Source organism: Pseudomonas sp. FFPRI_1 (assembly GCF_055384485.1).
The window spans coordinates 7,048,982-7,067,895 of sequence record NZ_AP029168.1 but is presented as its reverse complement, the minus strand read 5'-3'; the positions used below and the strand labels follow the sequence as shown (position 1 = coordinate 7,067,895).

Sequence of the window (18,914 nt, the reverse complement as noted above, 5' to 3'; positions counted from 1 at the left end):
GGGACAAAGCTGATGGTCGTCAGTCTAGGTCAAGTATCGGGTAGTAAACCAGACATCCCGTCTGGCGTCCTACCCGATCTCGCGTGGGAGGCTCAGCTTGCCTCGGGCTTGACCTGATCTGCCAGCTGATCGGCCAGGCGCACGAAGGCGGCCAGGTCGAGTTGCTCGGGACGCAAGCTGCCATCGACGCCGGCAGCTTCGATCTCGGCGCTGCTGAGGAGCGCCTTGAGGGTGTTGCGCAAGGTCTTGCGCCGCTGGTTGAAGGCTTCGCGGACGATGCGCTCCAGCAGGCGGTGATCCTTGGCCGGGTGTGGCAGTACGGCGTGGGGCACCAGGCGCACGATCGCCGAGTCGACTTTCGGCGGCGGATTGAACGCACCGGGACCGACGTTGAACAGGTGTTCCACGCGGCAGTGATACTGGACCATGATCGACAGGCGACCCCAGTCACCGCCGCCTGGGCCGGCAGCCAGGCGCTCGACCACTTCCTTTTGCAGCATGAAGTGCATGTCGCGGATCAGCCCGGCGTTCTGCAGCAGGTGGAAGATCAGCGGGGTCGAGATGTTGTAGGGCAGGTTGCCGACCACCCGCAGGCTGCCTGGCGCTGCACCCAGCGTGTTGAAGTCGAACTTCAGGGCATCGCCCTGGTGCAGGTTGAAGTTGCTCTTGCCGGCGAACTGCTGATTGAGGATCGGGATCAGGTCCTTGTCCAGTTCCACCACGTCCAGCTGGGCGCCGCTGCCCAGCAGGCCTTCGGTCAGGGCGCCCTGGCCCGGGCCGATTTCCAGCATGCGGTCTTCGGGTTTGGCGTGGATGGACCGCAGGATGCGGTCGATGACGCCGGCGTCGTGCAGGAAGTTCTGGCCGAAGCGCTTGCGCGCCCGGTGTTGGTATTGCTCGGTCATATACGGTTCTCGGCCATCTGGTAGGCGGTTTCCAGGGCGACCTGCAGGCTGCCGGTGTCGATCTTGCCGCTGCCGGCCAGATCCAGGGCGGTGCCGTGGTCGACGGAAGTGCGGATGATCGGCAAGCCGAGCGTCACGTTGACGGCCGCGCCGAAGCCTTTGTATTTCAGCACAGGCAAGCCTTGGTCGTGGTACATCGCCAGCACTGCGTCGCAGTGCTCCAGATATTTGGGGGTAAACAGAGTGTCGGCAGGCAACGGACCGCGCAGGTCCATGCCTTCAGTGCGCAGGCGCTCTAGGGTAGGTTCGATGATGTCGATTTCTTCACGGCCCAGGTGCCCGCCTTCACCGGCATGGGGGTTGAGCCCGCAGACCAGGATGCGTGGCCGGGCGATGCCGAACTTGTGTTGCAGGTCGGCATGCAGAATCCGTGTGACTCGCTCCAGGCGCTCGGCGGTGATGGCGTCGGCAATCTCCCGTAGAGGCAGGTGAGTGGTCACCAGCGCCACGCGCAGGCCGCGGGTGGCCAGCATCATGACCACCTGCTCGGTGCGGGTCAGGTCCGCGAGGAATTCGGTATGCCCGGAAAAGGCGATCCCGGAATCGTTGATCACGCCTTTGTGCACGGGGGCGGTGATCATGCCGGCGAAGTGTCCATCCAGGCAGCCCTGGCCGGCGCGGGTCAGGGTTTCCAGGACGAACGCGGCATTGGCCTGGTCCAGCTGGCCGCTGATCACTGGGTTGCCCAAGGGAGTGTCCCAGACATACAGGCTGTTCGCCGGAGCAGGTTCAGCCGGCAGTTGGTCCAGGGTCACGGGCAGAAGGTCGACCGCCACCCCCAGTTGCGCGGCCCGCTCAAGGAGCAGGTCGCGACTGGTGATGGCAATCAGGGGATGGGGCTGGGGTTGCGAGGCGAGCAGCAGGCACAGGTCAGGACCTATACCCGCCGGTTCGCCGGGTGTCAGAGCGAAACGTCTGGGTTTCACTGTGCGGCCTGTTCAGCGCCGGGCAGCTTGATTTCGACGTAGGCCTCGTCACGGATCTGCCGCAACCAGGTCTGCAGCTCTTCGTCGTACTTGCGGTTACGCAGGACGGTCATGGCTTGCTGTTCGCGGGCCTGGCTGGTGCTGTCGGTGGCGCGACGGCCAAGGACTTCCAGTACGTGCCAGCCGTAAGGGCTCTTGAAGGGCTTGGACAGTTGACCTTGTGGGGTCTTGGCCATCACTTCGCGGAATTCCGGCACCAGGGCGTTCGGGTCGATCCAGTTAAGGTCGCCGCCATTGAGAGCGGAGCCCGGGTCTTCCGAGTAGCTTTTCGCCAGTTCGGCAAAGTCTTCGCCGGCTTCGATGCGATCGTAGAGCTTCTGCGCCAGGCGCTTGGTCTCTTCTTCGCTGCGAATTTCGCTTGGCTTGATCAGGATGTGACGCACGTGCACTTCGTCACGCACCTGATTGCCGCCGCCACGCTTGTCCAGCAGCTTGAGGATGATGAAGCCGCCTGGGGTACGGGCTGGTTGGGTGATGTCGCCCACGGCCATGGCACTCAGTTCACGATCGAACGGAGGGGGCAGTTGAGCCGCTTTGCGCCAGCCCATGTCGCCGCCTTCCAGAGCGTTGTCGCTGCCGGAACGAGCGATTGCCAGCTGGGCGAAGTCCGCACCCTGCTTGAGCTGCTGGTACACCTCCATGGCCTGGCGGGCAGCACTCTGAATGGCTTCGGAGTTGGCGCTTTCCGGGGTCGGGATCAGGATGTTGGCCAGGTGCAGTTCTTCGGAGAGCTGCATCTTGCCCAGGTCCGAGGCCAGGAAGTTCTTCACTTCCTGTTCCGATACCTGGATGCGTTCGGCCACACGGCGCTGACGCACGCGGCTGATGATCATCTCGCGGCGAACCTGGTCACGGGCGTCCTCATAAGAGAGACCGTCGTGGGCCAGAGCGGCGCGGAATTGCTCGATGCTCATGCTGTTGCGCTGGGCAATGGTGCCGATCGCCTGGTTCAGTTCTTCATCGGTGATGCGGATGCCGGAGCGTTCGCCAATCTGCAGTTGCAGGTTTTCAACGATCAGGCGTTCCAGAACCTGTTGCTCCAGGACGCTGGTAGGCGGCACACCACCGCCACGCTTGGCGATGGTTTGCTGGACTTCGTGAACCCGCTGGTCCAACTGGCTCTGCATGACCACGTCGTTGTCGACGATGGCCACCACTTTGTCGATGGACTGTACCGCGGCGCTGGCCGCAGTACTCAGGAACAGCGCGCCCAGCATCAGCGGGCGCAGACAATCAGAAAGCTTGGTCTTCACGTTCACGATAACCTTGGATGCCTTTGTCGAGGAAGCTCTCTACTTTGGTGCCCATGACGCCACCGAGACCCTTCAGAACAATTTGGAGGAAGATGCCGCGGTCGCCTTTCTCGTTCTCCGGAGCGTTCTGACTGAACTCGTCATACTTGACCCAGTAACGGCTGATCAGGCGCAGTTTCCAGCAGCAGTTGTCGTATTCGAAACCACCGAAGGCCTCGAGCGTGCGGTTACGGTTGTAGTCGTACTGCCAGCGGCTGATGGCGTTCCATTGCGGCACGATCGGCCAGATCACCGAGAAGTCATGCTGCTGGATCTTGTAGTAGTCCTTCACGTAACCAGGTTGGCCCGGAGTGCCGTAGTCGCCACCCATTTTCCAGGTACCGCTGTTCTGGTCGTAGCGGATCTGGTCGTTGCGATAGCGATAGCCGACGTTGACCACCTTGTTCGGGTTGTCTTCAGGTTGGTAGTGGAGCATGGCGCTGCCGGAGCGCGGGCTGTGGCTGTCCGGGTCCCAGTTGTAGTCGGCAGTGGTGCGCCAGTCGCGGTTGTAGCGGTATTCGTATTCAAGAGCGTACGGCGAGACGTTGGAGGTCGCGTCGGCACGGGTCCGGTAGTCGATGCCCGGCAGTTGGACGGTGCGGTCCTTGAAGTACAGGGCCTGGCCGACACTGATGCGCTGGCGCTGGAAGCCGTTGTCTTCGATCCAGCGGCTGGTGACACCCAGGGACAGCTTGTTCTCGTCGCCGACGCGGTCGGAGCCGGAGAAGCGGTTGTCACGGAACAGCGAGGCATAGTTGAAGGTTGGCTCGCCGGTATCGAATACCGGGATGTCTTTCTGATCCTCTTCAGGAACGTAGAGGTAGAACGCGCGCGGTTCCAGGGTCTGGCGGTAGTTCTTGCCAAACCATTGGGTATTGCGGTCGAAGTACAGGCCACCGTCGAGGCTGGCGATTGGTACGCCACGGTTTTGCGAACTCTTGAACGATTCGCCCAGAGCTGCCGAGTTATTACGATTGGTGAGCAGGTCTGATTTACCTTTGCCGTCCAGATCGAGGTTGTATTGGGTGTACATGTACTTCAAGGACGGCGTCAGGAAACCGTAGCTCCAGTTCAGCGGCAGGCTGACACCAGGCTTGAGATTCAGACGATCACCATTCGAACGAGCCAGGCCCGCAACGTTGGTATCCAGGCGGGGAGTGCCGAATGTCCCGTCAGAGTTGAAAGGACCGCCATCTTTGTCGGTATAGTTTCCGTTCAGCAGATCCCGATCAAAGCGCACCAGCTCGGTTTCATAGGTGAAATCCAGGCCTTGCGGGTGGTACGGCAGCGAGCCGTTGAAGGTGATCTGCGGCAGCTTGTTATACGGAGTGATGTTGGACACGCTCGCCAACTCGTACGCCTGCACATTGAGACGTGCAGTGTAGCTGTCACCACGATAGGTCACGGCGCCCTGCTGGTTGACGTAGTCAGTGGACTTCACACCGATCTGGTCGGTTTGCAGGTCCTGGAAGTAGTACGGGTCGCTGATCTTGGTGTAGTCGACCTCGGTCATCAGGCGCGAATCAAGCCCACCCTTGTGCTGCCAGTTGAGCATGTAGCGGGTTTTTTCGTAGTCGGTCTGCTTGCTGCGGTCGGTGTCGTCGTCGTTGAGGTACGCGGCGCCGAACTGACCTTCGCTGCTCTTGGTCAGGTAGCGGAACTCGCCTTCCATCAACAGGCCGCGCTTGGCCATGTAACGCGGGTACAACGTGGCGTCGTAGTTCGGTGCCAGGTTGAAGTAGTACGGCGTGACCAGCATGAAGCCGGTATCGCTGCCGCTGCTGAAGCTCGGCGGCAGGAAGCCGGACTGGCGACGGTCATCGATCGGGAAGTAGATATACGGGGTGTAGAGCACCGGAATATCTTTGACCCGCAAGGTCACGTTGGTGGCGGTACCGAAGCCGGTGGCCGGGTTCAAGGTGATGTTGTTGCCCTTGAGCTGCCAGGCGTTGCTGTTCGGTTCGCACGTGGTGTACGTACCATCCTTGAGGCGGATGATGGCGTTTTCCGCACGCTTGGCGTACAGCGCGTTACCGCGAACCCGTGACTTGTGCATCACGTATTCGGCGTTGTCGACCTTGGCCTCGCCGGTATCGAGCTGCACGTCGGCATGGTCGCCCACCAGCAGCGTGCCATTATCGCGGATGCGTACGTTGCCGCTCAGCTCGCCGCGGTTCTCGGCCTGGTACAGGTTGGCCTCATCGGCTTCGACCTGCATGCTGCCCTGGCGCATGACCACATCGCCGGCCAGGGTCGCGACCTGTTCTTCCTGCTGATAACGCGAAGCCTTGGCGCCGATAAAGGTCGGGGCATCACTTTTATTCGTCTTGTCATTCATGCCAGGACGAATTGGTTCGATATAGGAACCAGAGCAGTAAGGACCGGTCTCGGCCAACTGGGCGGCGGTGAGCTTCTCGCGCGGTACCCAGTCGAGGTGGCTGTAGTCCGTGCTGCGGGACCGCAGGCCACGGCCCTTGGCCTCGGTCACCAGAACCGGCTTGTCGCCAACGGCCTCACCTGCAGCGCCGCTGTCGGTAGCGGTCGAACCGCTGGAACTGACCGAGCTGGCGTCGTGAATCGGGCGCGGAGGCAGTTGGGCTGCGCTGGTTTTAGGCGCACAGGCCCAGCCACCCGAAGCAGAGACTGAGCAGTCATACTGTTCCGCGGCGACCACGAAGGAAGTGGCTAGAGGTTGCAGGGCCAGCAAACTGCCGGTAACCAGCAACGGAAATTTTTTACGAAACGCGGGGGATTTCAATGCCATCTTATTAGTCCGGGCTTCCTGCGTGCCATCTGCCCGCGGTGGTGGGCCGCACGCCTCTCGATGGTCTGAAAAAGATGCTGGATAATAAAGCATGACCCGCTTGACGGCTAGCGCCGTCGGAGACCCTTGTAATGCCTGACCAAGATGTACGCTTGCAACACCTGAAAGTTTGGCTCGATGAACAGTTGGCGATTGTCTATGCAGCACAAGGCTGGGGTGAAGTGCCCCCGGCGACATTGACCGCGGCCAGCAGCGACGCGAGTTTCCGCCGTTATTTCCGTTGGCAGGGGGCAGGCCGCAGCTTCGTGGTCATGGATGCTCCGCCGCCCCAGGAAAACTGCAAACCCTTCGTGGATATCGCCCATTTGCTGGCGACTGCCGGCATCAACGTGCCAAAAATTTATGCACAGGACCTGCCTCGCGGCTTTTTATTGCTCAATGACTTAGGCACGCAGACCTACCTCGACGTCATCGACGAGCAGAATGCCGACGCACTTTTCAGCGATGCCTTGCAGGCCTTGCTGGCGTTCCAGCAGTTGCCGATGGAGGCCCCACTGCCCAGCTACGATGTCGCCTTGCTGCGCCGTGAGCTGGAGCTGTTTCCCGAGTGGTACATCGGGCGTGAACTGGGTGTCACGCTGAGCCCGCGGCAGCGCGAGCAGTGGCAAAGGGTCAGCGATCTGCTGATCGACAGCGCCCTGGCGCAGCCCAAGGTCCTGGTTCACCGCGACTATATGCCACGCAACTTGATGCTCAGCGAGCCGAATCCGGGGGTGCTGGACTTTCAGGACGCCGTCTACGGCCCGGTGACCTACGACGTGACCTGCCTGTTCAAGGATGCCTTCCTCAGTTGGCCACAGGAGCGGGTGCAGGGCTGGCTGAAGGACTACTGGAACCAGGCCCGGGCGCTGGGGATCCCGGTCCAGGAGGACTTCGAGGCGTTCCTTCGGGCCAGTGACCTGATGGGGGTGCAGCGCCACCTCAAGGTAATCGGCATCTTCTCGCGGATCTGCCATCGTGATGGCAAGCCGCGCTACCTGGCCGATGTCCCGCGCTTCTTCGCCTATATAGAAGCCGTTCTGGCCCGGCGTCCCGAGCTGGTGGAGCTTTCACAGTTGCTGCTCAGCCTGCGCCAGCCAGTGGGAGCCGATGCATGAAGGCAATGATTCTGGCGGCAGGCAAGGGGGAGCGCATGCGTCCCCTGACCCTGACCACCCCCAAGCCGTTGTTGCCGGTAGCCGGTGTGCCCTTGATCGAGTACCACCTGCGGGCCCTGGCGGCTGCGGGCTTTCGTGACATCGTCATCAACCATGCCTGGCTTGGCCAGCAGATCGAGGACGCCCTGGGTGACGGTCAGCGTTGGGGCTTGAACATTCAATACTCTGCGGAAAGCGAGCCACTGGAAACCGGTGGCGGCATTTTCCAGGCGTTGCCGTTGCTCGGCGATGCGCCGTTCCTGGTGGTCAATGGCGATATCTGGACCGATTACGACTTCGCCTCCCTGCGCCGTCCCTTGGCCGGGCTGGCTCACCTGGTAATGGTGGATAACCCGCCGCACCACCCTTGCGGCGGTGACTTCCACCTGGAGCAGGGGGTGCTGCACGACCGCCGTCCGGGGACACCGGCACTGACCTACAGCGGCATTTCAGTGCTGCATCCTCGCTTGTTCCAGCACTGTGCCGCAGGCCCGTTCAAGCTGGCTCCGCTGTTGCGCGAAGCAATGGCTAAGGGCCAGGTCACGGGCGAACATATGCAGGGGCAGTGGGTCGACGTCGGTACTGTCGAGCGCCTGGCGCAGGTAGAACACTTGCTGCAAGCGAGTCGCTGATATGTGGTGGCCAGGGACTCTGATCGGAGCCGGAGCGGGCTTTGCCATTGCCAGCATTCCGGGGGCCATGCTCGGTGCATTGTTGGGACAGGCGCTGGACCGGCGCCTGCAACTGCACAGCTGGGCACATTTGCGGGAGCGCCTGGGCGGGCGCCCGGCGTTGCGCAACGATGAACTGCTGTTCGTCCTGTTGGGGCGATTGGCGAAAAGCGATGGCCGGGTGGTGGATGGTCATATCCAGCAAGCGCGCCAGGAAATGCGTTCGCTGGAGATGAGCGATGCGGCGCAGCGCCGGGCGATTGCCGCTTTCAATCGGGGCAAGTCCGGTAATGACCGTTTGCGGGGCTATCTGCGTCGCCTGGCTGCCCAGCCGCACGCGGCCGAAGGCGTGCTGCGCGCCTGTTGGCGGATGGTCTGGGCCGATGGCCGGGTCGGGCCGGCCGAGCGCGAGTTGATCCAGCTCTGGGGCAAGTGGCTGGGCTGGACGGTGGAGCAGATCCAGGCGTTGGCCCAGGAGTACGGCCCGGCCAGAAAGAGCCTGGCCGAGGGGCCCATTACCTATCAGGAGGCGCTACGTCTGCTAGGGGTGGCGGCCACCAGTGAGCCGGCGCAGATCAAGCGGGCCTATCGGCGGCTGCTCAGTCGTCATCACCCTGACAAGGTCGCAGGTACCGGTGCCAGTGCGGCCCAGGTGCGTGAGGCCACGGAGAAGACCCGAGAACTGCACAGTGCCTATGCACTGATACGCCAGCGTCGGGACTTTCGCTGAGGGCTGGGGCCGGGTTGGCCGCCGTCGCCTTCGGGCGGGCGGCGGCCAGAGGCTTCAGCTGTCGGTGTTCTGCGGGGCGAGCCAGCCACGGATTCGCCGGAACAGTTGCTCCTGCTGCGCAGCAGGGTTGCCGGGCAAGGCCTTGAGAGGAATCTGGCTGAAGTTCGAGTGCTTCAGGCGCTTGCTGGCTTGCAGTCGTTCCAGGGCGGCTTTTTGTGTCGCGGCCTTGTCGACATAGAAAAAGTCGGCGGTCGCCAGCTTCAAGGTCGGCGTCAGGTCCGCCAGCCGGGGCTTGCCGTTGAGCGGCGCTTGGGCGGCCACCATCACCAGTTTCTGTACTTGCGAGGGCTGCTTCTCGCTCAGGTAGCGGGCGGCCCAGTAGGCCCCAGTGCCATGCCCCAGGAGCACGATGCTGCGGGCATTCTGTTGTTCAGCGAAGGCCAGGGCCGCGTCGATCCGGGTGAAGATGCGCTCGGCGTCCGCCTTGACTTGTTCTTCCGTGCTTTCTGCCACTGCTCGGTCCGCAACATCGGCTTCGCCGCCAGCAACCTGTTCGATGGGCTTGGCTTCGGCACTGGCGTCCTTGGCAGTGTTGCTGGTGTCGACGGGAGGCGGTGCGGCTTCGACAATCCGTGGCTGCGCCGCGTCGCTGCGCATGTCCGGAAGTGTCAGGCTCAGGCTGCCCCAGTCGGTGTCCGGCAGTTTGTTGCGCAAAGGGGCGATGGCTTGCGGCCAGTCAGCCGTTTCGCCGGCCCCGGGGATGATAATCACCACACCCTTGGGCTCGCTGGTATTGGCCGGTTTCCACAGGGCCAGGAAGGTATCGCCGCCGGCCTGCAACTGCTGTTGCTCCTGGGCGGGCAACTGGCGTTCGAGTGCGGCGGCGTCTTCCTGGCTGCGCTCAGGCAGGGGTTGGCGCTGGGCCGGTTGTTCCTCAGGGCTTTTGGTTTCCGCGGCCGGATCGGCGGCCTCTGCAGAAAAGACCCAAGGCAGGATCAGCGACAGGCACAATGCGGGCAGTGCCGAGCGGTGGACAAGGGGCATCGGATATTCCAGGCCAGAAGTAATTCCGGCAGCCTAATGGGTTGGTCAGTATTTGTCAGGGTGTGAGACTTCAGATGATGCGTTTTCGCTGCCTTCTGCTTATCGGCTGCCTGTGCCTTCCCTTGATAGGAGGTGCGGCCCCGGCGCCCCACGGCGCCACCGCGGCCTTGAGCCTTGAGCAGCGCCAATGGCTGGAGCAGCATCCCGAGCTGCGGGTGGGGTTGGTGTTGCAAGCCCCCTTCGCTCAATACGACCGGCGCCTGCAGCGCCTCTCCGGAGCCAACGTCGAGTTGATGCAGGCTTTGGCCAAGGCCCTGAGTATCGAACTCAGCTGGCGCAATTTTCCCGATCAGGCGCAGTTGGAAAGGGCCTTGCGCGACGGAGAAGTGGACATGGCCCCGGGCCTGACCCAGACCCCGGCCGGCCTGCGCCTATGGTTGTTCAGCGACCCCTACATGCGAGTGCCGCAATTGGTGGTGGGAGAGCGCAAGGGGGCGGGGGCCGTGGAGCTGGAGAAACTCGACAGTCAGGCCCGGGTCGCGGTGCGCATGCCCAGCGCCGTGGCCGACTACCTGCGCGTAACCTACCCCAACCTGAACCTGCAAGGCGTACCCCTGGAGCGCCAGGCCTTGCAGTTGCTGTTGAGCCAGCAGGCCCGTTATGCCGTGGTGGATGAGGCGCAGCTCAGCCGGCTGTCCGCTGAGGCCGAGTTCAGCGGCCTGGCGGTGGTCGGGGATATTGGTCTGCCGCAGCTGTTGCGGGTGGCGACTCGCCGGGACTGGCCGGAGCTGGCCAGTATCGTCGAAAGGGCCCTGCACGCAATTCCGGCCAAGGAGCTGGAGCAGCTTCACAACCGCTGGTTGCAACCCAAGTACCCGCGGCTCAGCGAGTCGCCCGGGGTCTGGCAGAACATCAGCCTGCTGCTGGCAATCCTGTTGCTGGCCAGCCTGGCGCTGGTGTTTTGGTCGCGTCGTCAGCAGCGTGGCCTGGAGCTGCGCTTGCTGGCCGCGCGGGAAGACATTGCCCTGCGTGCCGCCAGTGAGGAAGCGCTGCGCCTGACTCAGTTCTCCATCGATCAGAGCACCGTGGGCATTCTCTGGGTCAACTGGGACAGTCATGTGCGCTATGCCAACCGGGCCGCCGAAGACATGCTCGGCTATCCGCCGGGTGGGGTGATCGACCGTCCGCTGATCGATTTCGAGCCCAACCTGCACATGGACCGTTGGCTCAACCTGTGGAAGCGCGCCCGGGCCAGCGAGGAGGGCGCGCAAAGTTTCGAGACCCAGTGCGTACGAGCGGATGGCAGCATCCTGCCGGCGGATGTGTCCCTGAGTTTCCTGCGGTTTCGCGACAGTGAGTACTTGGTGGTCTATCTCAACGATGTCACCGAACGACGTCGGGCCCTGGCGGCGCTGCGCGAGAGCGAGGCGCGCTTACAGGGTATTGCGGCCAACGTCCCGGGGCTGGTGTTCCGCCTGGAGCGGGCCCCGGTCACCGGGCAGATCGACTTTGCCTACATCAGCGAGGGCAGTGAATCCCTGGTGGGCTACTCGCCGACGGTGCTGAGCCATCGCGACAAAGGCCTGCGTAGCCTGGTGCACCCGGATGACAAGGCCAGCTATCACCAGACCCAGGACCAGGCCCTGGATACCGACAGCGACTGGTCCTGGCAGGGGCGCATCCTGACCCGCCAGGGCCAGCAGCGCTGGGCCGAGATCAAGGCCATCACCCGGCGCCTGGATGACGGTGCATTCGTCTGGGACGGTATCGTCTGGGACATCAGCGAAAGCAAGCGCATCGAACTGGAACTGGCCAGTTCTCGTGAGCAGTTGCGCGAGTTGTCGGCGCATCTGGAAAGCGTGCGTGAAGAGGAAAAGGCCCGCATTGCCCGGGAAGTCCATGACGAGCTGGGGCAGATGCTGACCGTACTCAAGCTGGAAACGTCCATGTGCGAGCTGGCCTATGCCCAGCTCGACCCAGGCCTGCATGAGCGCCTGAACAGCATGAAGCGCCTGATCGCCCAGCTGTTTCAATTGGTACGGGACGTGGCCACGGCCCTGCGCCCGCCAATCCTCGACGCCGGCATTGCCTCGGCCATCGAATGGCAGGCCCGGCGTTTCGAGGCACGTACGCAGATTCCTTGCCTGGTCCAGGTGCCGGACAACCTGCCGCGCCTGAGCGACGCCAAGGCCATCGGCCTGTTTCGTATCCTTCAGGAAGCCCTGACCAATGTCATGCGCCATGCCCAGGCGCATACTGTGGAACTGAGCCTGACCCTGGAAGCGGGCGAGTTGTGCATGAGCATCAGCGATGATGGCCTGGGGTTCGACACCGCTGCGGCACGTCCGACTTCCTTTGGCCTGGTGGGCATGCGCGAGCGGGTACTGATCATGGGCGGCAGCCTGTCGCTGCACAGTGAGTCGGGCGAGGGCACCACCCTGAGCGTCCGGGTGCCCCTGGACCAACAACAATAATGAGGAGGCACGCGTGATCCGTGTACTGGTAGCCGAAGACCACACCATTGTCCGCGAAGGCATCAAGCAACTGATCGGCCTGGCCAAGGACCTGAGGGTGGTTGGCGAGGCGAGCAATGGCGAGCAGTTGCTGGACACCCTGCGCCAGGTGCCCTGCGAAGTGGTGCTGCTGGACATCTCGATGCCCGGGGTGAACGGCCTGGAGGCCATTCCGCGGATACGCGCACTGCACAATCCTCCGGCGATCCTGGTGCTGTCAATGCATGACGAGGCGCAGATGGCTGCCCGAGCGCTGAAGATCGGCGCCGCCGGCTATGCCACCAAGGACAGCGACCCTGCGCTGTTGCTGACGGCGATTCGCAAGGTCGCATCCGGTGGTCGCTACATCGACCCGGACCTGGCTGACCGCATGGTCTTCGAGGTCGGTCTGACTGATGCCCGGCCCTTGCACTCGCTGCTTTCCGAACGTGAGTTCTCGGTGTTCGAACGCCTGGCCCAAGGGGCCAATGTCAACGACATTGCCCAGCAACTGGCCCTGAGCAGCAAGACCATCAGCACCCACAAGGCGCGGCTGATGCAGAAGCTCAACATCACCTCCCTGGCCGAACTGGTGAAGTACGCCATGGAGCACAAGCTGCTTTGAGTGGGGGCGCGCGTAGGCTCTGAAGGCCGTCATTCTGTTGGCTGGATGGTGACTGTTTGTGCGCCGCTTTGCGGCCCAGCGGGAGCAAGCGCCCTCGCTACATTGGCTACGCCCCGGTTTCGGTGGCTCTTGCCAGGGCGTTGGCCGCTGCATATCTATTTACGACATCGCCACTTCCCGACCTTTGCCTGTTCTTGCGGCTTACAGCTCCAGGCTTGCCGCCGCTCTTGCCTGTTCCCGCCATCCTTGTAGGGCAATCCCTACACGTAACCTTCCAGACGGCTGAGGCGATTCTCTCCTACCCCCCGATTTTCGGGGGCTGCGGCCTCCACTAGGCTTGTTCCACAGCCGTCTAAAACAAAAGGTGTGGGTATGAGCGAGGTCGATTCAAGCGCTGGGGGCAATGAGATTCTGGTCAGCTTTCGTGGTGTGCAGAAGAGCTACGACGGCGAGAACCTGATCGTCAAAGACCTCAACCTGGAAATTCGCAAAGGCGAGTTCCTCACCCTGCTGGGGCCGTCCGGTTCAGGCAAGACCACCAGCCTGATGATGCTGGCCGGTTTCGAAACCCCGACTGCCGGTGAAATCCAGCTGGCCGGGCGCTCCATCAACAATGTGCCTCCGCACAAGCGCGACATCGGCATGGTGTTCCAGAACTACGCCCTGTTCCCGCACATGACCGTGGCCGAGAACCTGGGGTTTCCGCTGTCGGTGCGCGGCCTCAGCAAGACCGACATCAGCGAACGGGTCAAGCGGGTGCTGAGCATGGTCCAGCTGGACGCCTTCGCCCAGCGCTACCCGGCCCAGCTGTCCGGCGGCCAGCAGCAGCGGGTGGCCCTGGCCCGGGCCCTGGTGTTCGAGCCACAGCTGGTGCTGATGGACGAGCCCCTCGGCGCCCTCGACAAGCAACTGCGCGAACACATGCAGATGGAGATCAAGCACCTGCACCAGCGCCTGGGCGTGACCGTGGTCTACGTGACCCACGACCAGGGCGAAGCCTTGACCATGTCCGACCGGGTGGCGGTGTTCCACCAGGGCGAGATTCAGCAGATCGCTCCGCCGCGCACCCTCTACGAAGAACCGAAGAACACCTTCGTCGCCAACTTCATCGGTGAGAACAACCGCCTCAACGGTCGCCTGCATAGCCACAACGGTGAGCGTTGCGTGGTGGAGCTTGGCCGTGGCGAGAAAGTTGAAGCGCTGGCGGTGAATGTCGGCCAGATCGGCGAGCCGGTGACCCTGTCCATTCGTCCGGAACGGGTGAGTCTCAATGGCTCCAGCGAAAGTTGCGCCAATCGCTTCTCCGGCCGGGTCGCGGAATTCATCTATCTGGGCGATCACGTCCGGGTGCGCCTGGAGGTCTGTGGCAAGGGCGACTTTTTCGTGAAACAGCCGATTGCCGAGCTCGATCCGGCGCTGGCGGTGGGCGACGTGGTTCCGCTTGGCTGGCAAGTCGAGCACGTTCGCGCGCTCGACCCGCTTTTAGAGGCGAATTGATCGCCCCCCTGCAACACCAACCTGCACGTGGAGAACACAATAAATGTTGAGATCCCTGAAATTCACCGCCCCCCTCAGCACCCTTGCTGTGGCACTGGGCATGCTGGGTGCGGCGCACGCGATGGCGGCGGGGCCGGACCTGACCGTGGTGTCCTTTGGCGGGGCGAACAAGGCGGCCCAGGTCAAGGCCTTCTATGCCCCTTGGGAAGCGGCGGGCAAGGGCAAGATCATCGCCGGCGAATACAACGGCGAGATGGCCAAGATCAAGGCCATGGTCGACACCAAGAGCGTGTCCTGGGACCTGGTAGAAGTGGAGTCTCCGGAGCTGTCCCGCGGTTGTGACGAAGACATGTTCGAGCAGCTGGACCCGGCGCTGTTCGGCAATAACGAGGATTACGTCAAGGGCGCGATCCAGCCATGCGGCGTGGGCTTCTTCGTCTGGTCCACAGTGCTGGCCTACAACGCTGACAAACTCAAAGCGCCACCTGGCAGCTGGGCCGATTTCTGGGACACCAAGCAGTTCCCGGGCAAGCGCGGCCTGCGCAAGGGCGCCAAGTACACCCTGGAATTCGCCCTGATGGCCGATGGCGTCGCGCCCAAGGACGTGTACAAGGTGCTGGCCGGCAAGGACGGCCAGGATCGCGCCTTCAAGAAACTCGATGAACTCAAGCCCTACATTCAGTGGTGGGAAGCCGGCGCCCAGCCGCCGCAGTACCTGGCTTCCGGCGACGTGGTCATGAGCTCGGCCTACAACGGCCGGATCGCTGCGGTGCAGAAGGAAAGCAACCTGAAAGTGGTATGGAACGGCGGTATCTACGACTTCGACGCCTGGGCCATTCCCAAGGGCCTGGACAAGACCCGTGCCGAAGCGGCGAAAAAATTCATCGCCTATTCGGTGCAACCGCAGCAGCAGAAGACCTATTCGGAAAACATTGCCTACGGCCCAGCCAATACCCAGGCCGTGCCGCTGCTGGCCAAGGACATTCTCAAGGACATGCCGACCACCCCGGAGAACATCGCCAACCAGGTGCAGATCGACGTCAGCTTCTGGGCTGACAACGGCGAGCAACTGGAACAGCGCTTCAACGCCTGGGCAGCCAAGTAACCACCTTCTGTTGGAGGAGCGGGCTCGCCCGCGAAGGCGTCATCAGCTGCACCATCGGTGCCGGCTGATGCGCCTGGCTCGCGGCCACGCCTGCTCCTGCCGCCGGTGGTTTGTATTCGAAAGATCGATTCGCGGAGTTTGTCATGTCCCTCACCGTTCCCCTGAACGCGGTCGCCGGTCCGACCCTGAAGCAGCGGCTGGCCCGTGCCGAGCGGGTCAACCGCTGGAAGGCCCAGGCGCTGATCGCGCCCCTGGTGCTGTTTCTGCTGCTGGTGTTCCTGGTACCGATCGTGGCGCTGTTGTACAAGAGCGTCGGCAACCCGGAAGTGGTCGGCGGCATGCCGCGTACCGTGGCGGCGGTGAGTGCCTGGGACGGGCGTGGCCTGCCCGCCGAAGAGGCCTACAAAGCCTTGAGCGAAGACCTGGCGGATGCCCGCAAGAATCAGACCCTGGGCGACCTGTCCAAACGCCTGAACATGGAGTTGGCCGGCTACCGCAGCCTGCTGACCAAGACCGCTCGCGCCCTGCCGTTCAAGGCCGAGCCCGAATCCTATAAAGAAGCCATGGAAAGCCTGGATGAGCGCTGGGGCGACCCGGCCTACTGGCAGGCGATCCGCCGCAACACCAGCAGCCTGACCCCGTACTACCTGCTGGCGGCGGTGGACCATCGCATCGACGACCTGGGTGAACTGGCCCCGGCCACCCCGGACCAGTCCATCTACCTGGACATCTTCGCCCGCACCTTCTGGATGGGCCTGGTGATCACCGCCATCTGCCTGGCCCTGGCCTATCCCCTGGCGTACCTGCTGGCCAACCTGCCGGCGCGCAAGAGCAACCTGCTGATGATCCTGGTGCTGCTGCCGTTCTGGACCTCGATCCTGGTGCGGGTAGCGGCCTGGATCGTGCTCCTGCAGTCCGGCGGCCTGATCAATGGCGCGCTGCTGGCCATGGGGGTGATCGACAAGCCCCTGGAGCTGGTGTTCAACCGTACCGGGGTCTACATCTCCATGGTGCACATCCTGCTGCCGTTCATGATCCTGCCGATCTACAGCGTGATGAAAGGCATCTCGCCGACCTACATGCGTGCAGCGATTTCCCTGGGCTGCCATCCGTTCGCCAGCTTCTGGCGGGTGTACTTCCCGCAGACCTATGCCGGCGTTGGCGCCGGGTGCCTGCTGGTGTTCATCCTGGCGATTGGTTACTACATCACCCCGGCGCTGCTGGGCAGCCCGAACGACCAGATGGTCAGCTACTTCGTCGCCTTCTACACCAACACCAGTATCAACTGGGGCATGGCCACGGCCCTGGGCGGCCTGCTGTTGCTGGCGACCATCGTGCTCTATCTGATTTACAGCTGGCTGGTGGGCGCCAGTCGCCTGCGCCTGAGCTAAGGAGAAAATCGAAATGCTGAGCCCCTACATGTCGCCCGTCGAGCGGGTCTGGTTCTACAGCTTGCGGATTCTCTGCGGCCTGATCCTGTTGTTCCTGGTATTGCCGGTGCTGGTGATCATCCCGCTGTCGTTCAACTCGGGGAGCTTCCTGGTGTACCCGCTGCAGGGCTTCTCGCTGCACTGGTACCAGGACTTCTTCGCCTCCGCCGAATGGATGCGCGCGCTGAAGAACAGCATCATTGTTGCTCCGGCTGCGACCTTGCTGGCGATGGTCTTCGGCACCCTGGCGGCCATTGGCCTGACCCGCGGCGATTTTCCCGGCAAGGCGCTGGTCATGGCCCTGGTGATTTCGCCCATGGTGGTGCCAGTGGTGATCATCGGCGTTGCCAGCTACCTGTTCTTCGCGCCGCTGGGCATGGGCAACAGCTTCTTCTCGCTGATCATCGTGCACGCGGTGCTGGGGGTGCCCTTTGTGATCATCACTGTGTCGGCGACCCTGCAGGGGTTCAATCACAACCTGGTACGCGCGGCTGCCAGCCTGGGAGCTTCGCCGCTGACGACGTTCCGCCGGGTGACCTTGCCGCTGATCGCCCCCGGGGTCATCAGTGGCGCGCTGTTCGCCTTCGCCACCTCGTTCGATGAGGTGGTGGTGACCCTGTTCCTCGCAGGTCCTGAGCAAGCCACCCTGCCGCGGCAGATGTTCAGCGGGATTCGCGAGAACCTCAGCCCCACCATTGCGGCCGCGGCCACGCTGCTGATCGCTTTCTCGGTGGTCCTGCTGCTGACCCTGGAATGGCTGCGCGGGCGCAGTGAGAAGCTGCGTACCGCTCAGGTCTGAGTCACCGAGCCCTGAACCCTTTGCAGCCATTGCCGCCGAACACGGCCGTGGCTGCGGCATGGGGGCCTGTGCATTCGTCTGCTGAATAGGCGACAACCGATAATCCCCAGCTACTCTTGTGCCAGCTCTCACCTTCTATATAAGAGGCTGCGCACATGAGTATTTCCTCTTTCAAGATCGCCCACAAATTACTTACTGGCAGCACTGCCATCGAGCAGTTGGCTGGCGAACTGACCCGCCTGGATGTCGATAACCCTTTGATTGTCACTGATGCCGCCCTGGTCCGCTCGGGTACGGTAGAGCTGGCCCTGGCGCACCTGGGGGAGCGCAGTTACGAGATCTTCGACCGGGTACAACCCGATCCGGAAATTGCCATCGTCGAAGACTGCATGCAGGTCTATCGCGAGGGTGGCCATGATGGCCTGATCGGCCTGGGGGGCGGCAGTGCCATCGACATCGCCAAGAGTGTCGCCGCCTACGCCGGCTATCATGGCGCCCTGGAGGACCTGTTCGGTGTTGATCAGGTGCCGCGCAAGGGGCCGCCGCTGATCGCCATCCCCACCACCGCCGGTACCGGGTCTGAGGTGACCAATGTGGCGATTCTCTCGGACAAGTCCGCGCAGCTGAAAAAGGGCATTGTCAGTGACTACCTGTTGCCGGACGTGGCGCTGGTCAGCCCGCAGATGACCCTGACCTGTCCGCGCAGCGTGACCGCCGCCAGTGGCGTCGATGCCCTGGTGCATGCCATCGAGTCCTATCTGTCGCTCAATGCCTCTTCGATCACCGATTCCCTGGCCATTGGTGCCATCAAGCTGATCGTCAAGGCCTTGCCCAAGGCCTTTGCCAACCCAAACAACCTGCAAGCCCGGGAGGACATGGCCACCGCGAGCCTGATGGCCGGCATGGCGTTCGGCAACGCCGGGGTAGGGGCGGTGCATGCCCTGGCCTATCCGCTGGGCGGGCGCTTTCATGTGTCTCACGGGGTCAGCAATGCCTTGTTGCTGCCCTATGTCATGACCTGGAACAAGATGGCCTGCGTCGAGCGCATGCAGGATATTGCCGAAGCCATGGGCCTGCAGACGGCGCACTTGAGTGCCAGCGAGGCGGCTGACCGGGCCGTGGAGGCCATGGCCGCGTTATGCGCTGCCGTGGAGATTCCCAGCGGCTTGCGCAGTTTTGGCGTGCCCGAGGACGCGATCCCGGCGATGGCCCAGGAAGCGGCAGGAATCGAACGGCTGATGCGCAACAATCCACGCCGGCTGAGTCCCGCCGATATCGAGAAGATCTATCGCGCGGCCTACTGAACATCGTGGTTACG

Annotated in this window: 15 protein-coding genes; 10 read left to right on the top strand and 5 right to left on the bottom strand. The window is 62.9% G+C overall.

Annotated elements, in window-relative coordinates; translation table 11 throughout:
- Positions 1-92 precede the first annotated feature (92 nt).
- The 4 genes from rsmA to ACZ5BO_RS31785 are packed head-to-tail and all read right to left on the bottom strand — an operon-like array spanning position 93 to position 6,007.
- Entirely contained in the window at positions 93-905 is an 813-nt protein-coding gene (gene rsmA, locus ACZ5BO_RS31800; protein ID WP_025131263.1) for a 16S rRNA (adenine(1518)-N(6)/adenine(1519)-N(6))-dimethyltransferase RsmA, read from the bottom strand.
- Positions 902-1,891 carry a 4-hydroxythreonine-4-phosphate dehydrogenase PdxA gene (pdxA, locus tag ACZ5BO_RS31795; protein ID WP_464697422.1) on the bottom strand — a complete coding sequence of 330 codons (990 nt, stop codon included), beginning with the start codon at positions 1,889-1,891 and terminating at the stop codon, positions 902-904. The genes rsmA and pdxA overlap by 4 nt, the downstream gene beginning before the upstream one ends.
- The gene (gene surA, locus ACZ5BO_RS31790) at positions 1,888-3,204 is read right to left on the bottom strand and encodes a peptidylprolyl isomerase SurA (RefSeq protein ID WP_036997049.1); all 1,317 of its coding nucleotides are present in this window, start codon (positions 3,202-3,204) and stop codon (positions 1,888-1,890) included. The genes pdxA and surA overlap by 4 nt, the downstream gene beginning before the upstream one ends.
- The gene (locus ACZ5BO_RS31785; protein ID WP_464697421.1) at positions 3,185-6,007 is read right to left on the bottom strand and encodes an LPS-assembly protein LptD; all 2,823 of its coding nucleotides are present in this window, start codon (positions 6,005-6,007) and stop codon (positions 3,185-3,187) included. Before ACZ5BO_RS31785 ends, surA begins: the two co-directional genes overlap by 20 nt.
- Before the next feature lie 131 nt (positions 6,008-6,138).
- On the opposite strand from ACZ5BO_RS31785, the gene ACZ5BO_RS31780 reads away from it, so the two are divergent.
- The 3 genes from ACZ5BO_RS31780 to ACZ5BO_RS31770 are packed head-to-tail and all read left to right on the top strand — an operon-like array spanning position 6,139 to position 8,604.
- Positions 6,139-7,164: an aminoglycoside phosphotransferase family protein gene (locus ACZ5BO_RS31780; protein WP_464697420.1), complete on the top strand. Its 1,026-nt coding sequence runs from the start codon at positions 6,139-6,141 to the stop codon at positions 7,162-7,164.
- Positions 7,161-7,835 (top strand): N-acetylmuramate alpha-1-phosphate uridylyltransferase MurU, encoded by a 675-nt coding sequence (gene murU, locus ACZ5BO_RS31775; protein WP_025132407.1) that lies wholly within the window; start codon positions 7,161-7,163, stop codon positions 7,833-7,835. Before ACZ5BO_RS31780 ends, murU begins: the two co-directional genes overlap by 4 nt.
- A gap of 1 nt (position 7,836) precedes the next feature.
- A complete protein-coding gene (locus ACZ5BO_RS31770; protein ID WP_464697419.1) occupies positions 7,837-8,604 on the top strand; it encodes a TerB family tellurite resistance protein in 768 nt (255 codons plus the stop codon).
- Between the two features lie 54 nt (positions 8,605-8,658).
- Here ACZ5BO_RS31770 and ACZ5BO_RS31765 read toward each other — a convergent pair whose 3' ends face one another.
- The gene (locus ACZ5BO_RS31765; RefSeq protein WP_464697418.1) at positions 8,659-9,648 is read right to left on the bottom strand and encodes an alpha/beta hydrolase family protein; all 990 of its coding nucleotides are present in this window, start codon (positions 9,646-9,648) and stop codon (positions 8,659-8,661) included.
- Positions 9,649-9,722: 74 nt separating this feature from the next.
- Here ACZ5BO_RS31765 and ACZ5BO_RS31760 point away from each other — a divergent pair, with 74 nt between their 5' ends.
- The 7 genes from ACZ5BO_RS31760 (at position 9,723) to ACZ5BO_RS31730 (ending at position 18,900) form a co-directional block, all read left to right on the top strand.
- Complete coding sequence (locus ACZ5BO_RS31760) at positions 9,723-12,122, top strand: PAS domain-containing sensor histidine kinase (RefSeq protein WP_025132410.1); 2,400 nt, start codon at positions 9,723-9,725, stop codon at positions 12,120-12,122.
- Between the two features lie 13 nt (positions 12,123-12,135).
- Positions 12,136-12,765: a response regulator gene (locus tag ACZ5BO_RS31755; RefSeq protein WP_025132411.1), complete on the top strand. Its 630-nt coding sequence runs from the start codon at positions 12,136-12,138 to the stop codon at positions 12,763-12,765.
- A 372-nt stretch (positions 12,766-13,137) separates the two neighbouring features.
- A complete protein-coding gene (locus tag ACZ5BO_RS31750) occupies positions 13,138-14,262 on the top strand; it encodes an ABC transporter ATP-binding protein (RefSeq protein WP_025132412.1) in 1,125 nt (374 codons plus the stop codon).
- 43 nt (positions 14,263-14,305) lie between these two features.
- Entirely contained in the window at positions 14,306-15,367 is a 1,062-nt protein-coding gene (locus ACZ5BO_RS31745) for an ABC transporter substrate-binding protein (RefSeq protein ID WP_025132413.1), read from the top strand.
- Positions 15,368-15,510: 143 nt separating this feature from the next.
- Positions 15,511-16,758 carry an ABC transporter permease gene (locus ACZ5BO_RS31740; RefSeq protein WP_464697416.1) on the top strand — a complete coding sequence of 416 codons (1,248 nt, stop codon included), beginning with the start codon at positions 15,511-15,513 and terminating at the stop codon, positions 16,756-16,758.
- Between the two features lie 13 nt (positions 16,759-16,771).
- Positions 16,772-17,596 (top strand): ABC transporter permease, encoded by an 825-nt coding sequence (locus tag ACZ5BO_RS31735; protein ID WP_025132415.1) that lies wholly within the window; start codon positions 16,772-16,774, stop codon positions 17,594-17,596.
- A gap of 155 nt (positions 17,597-17,751) precedes the next feature.
- Positions 17,752-18,900 (top strand): iron-containing alcohol dehydrogenase, encoded by a 1,149-nt coding sequence (locus ACZ5BO_RS31730; RefSeq protein WP_025132416.1) that lies wholly within the window; start codon positions 17,752-17,754, stop codon positions 18,898-18,900.
- Positions 18,901-18,914: the final 14 nt, after the last annotated feature.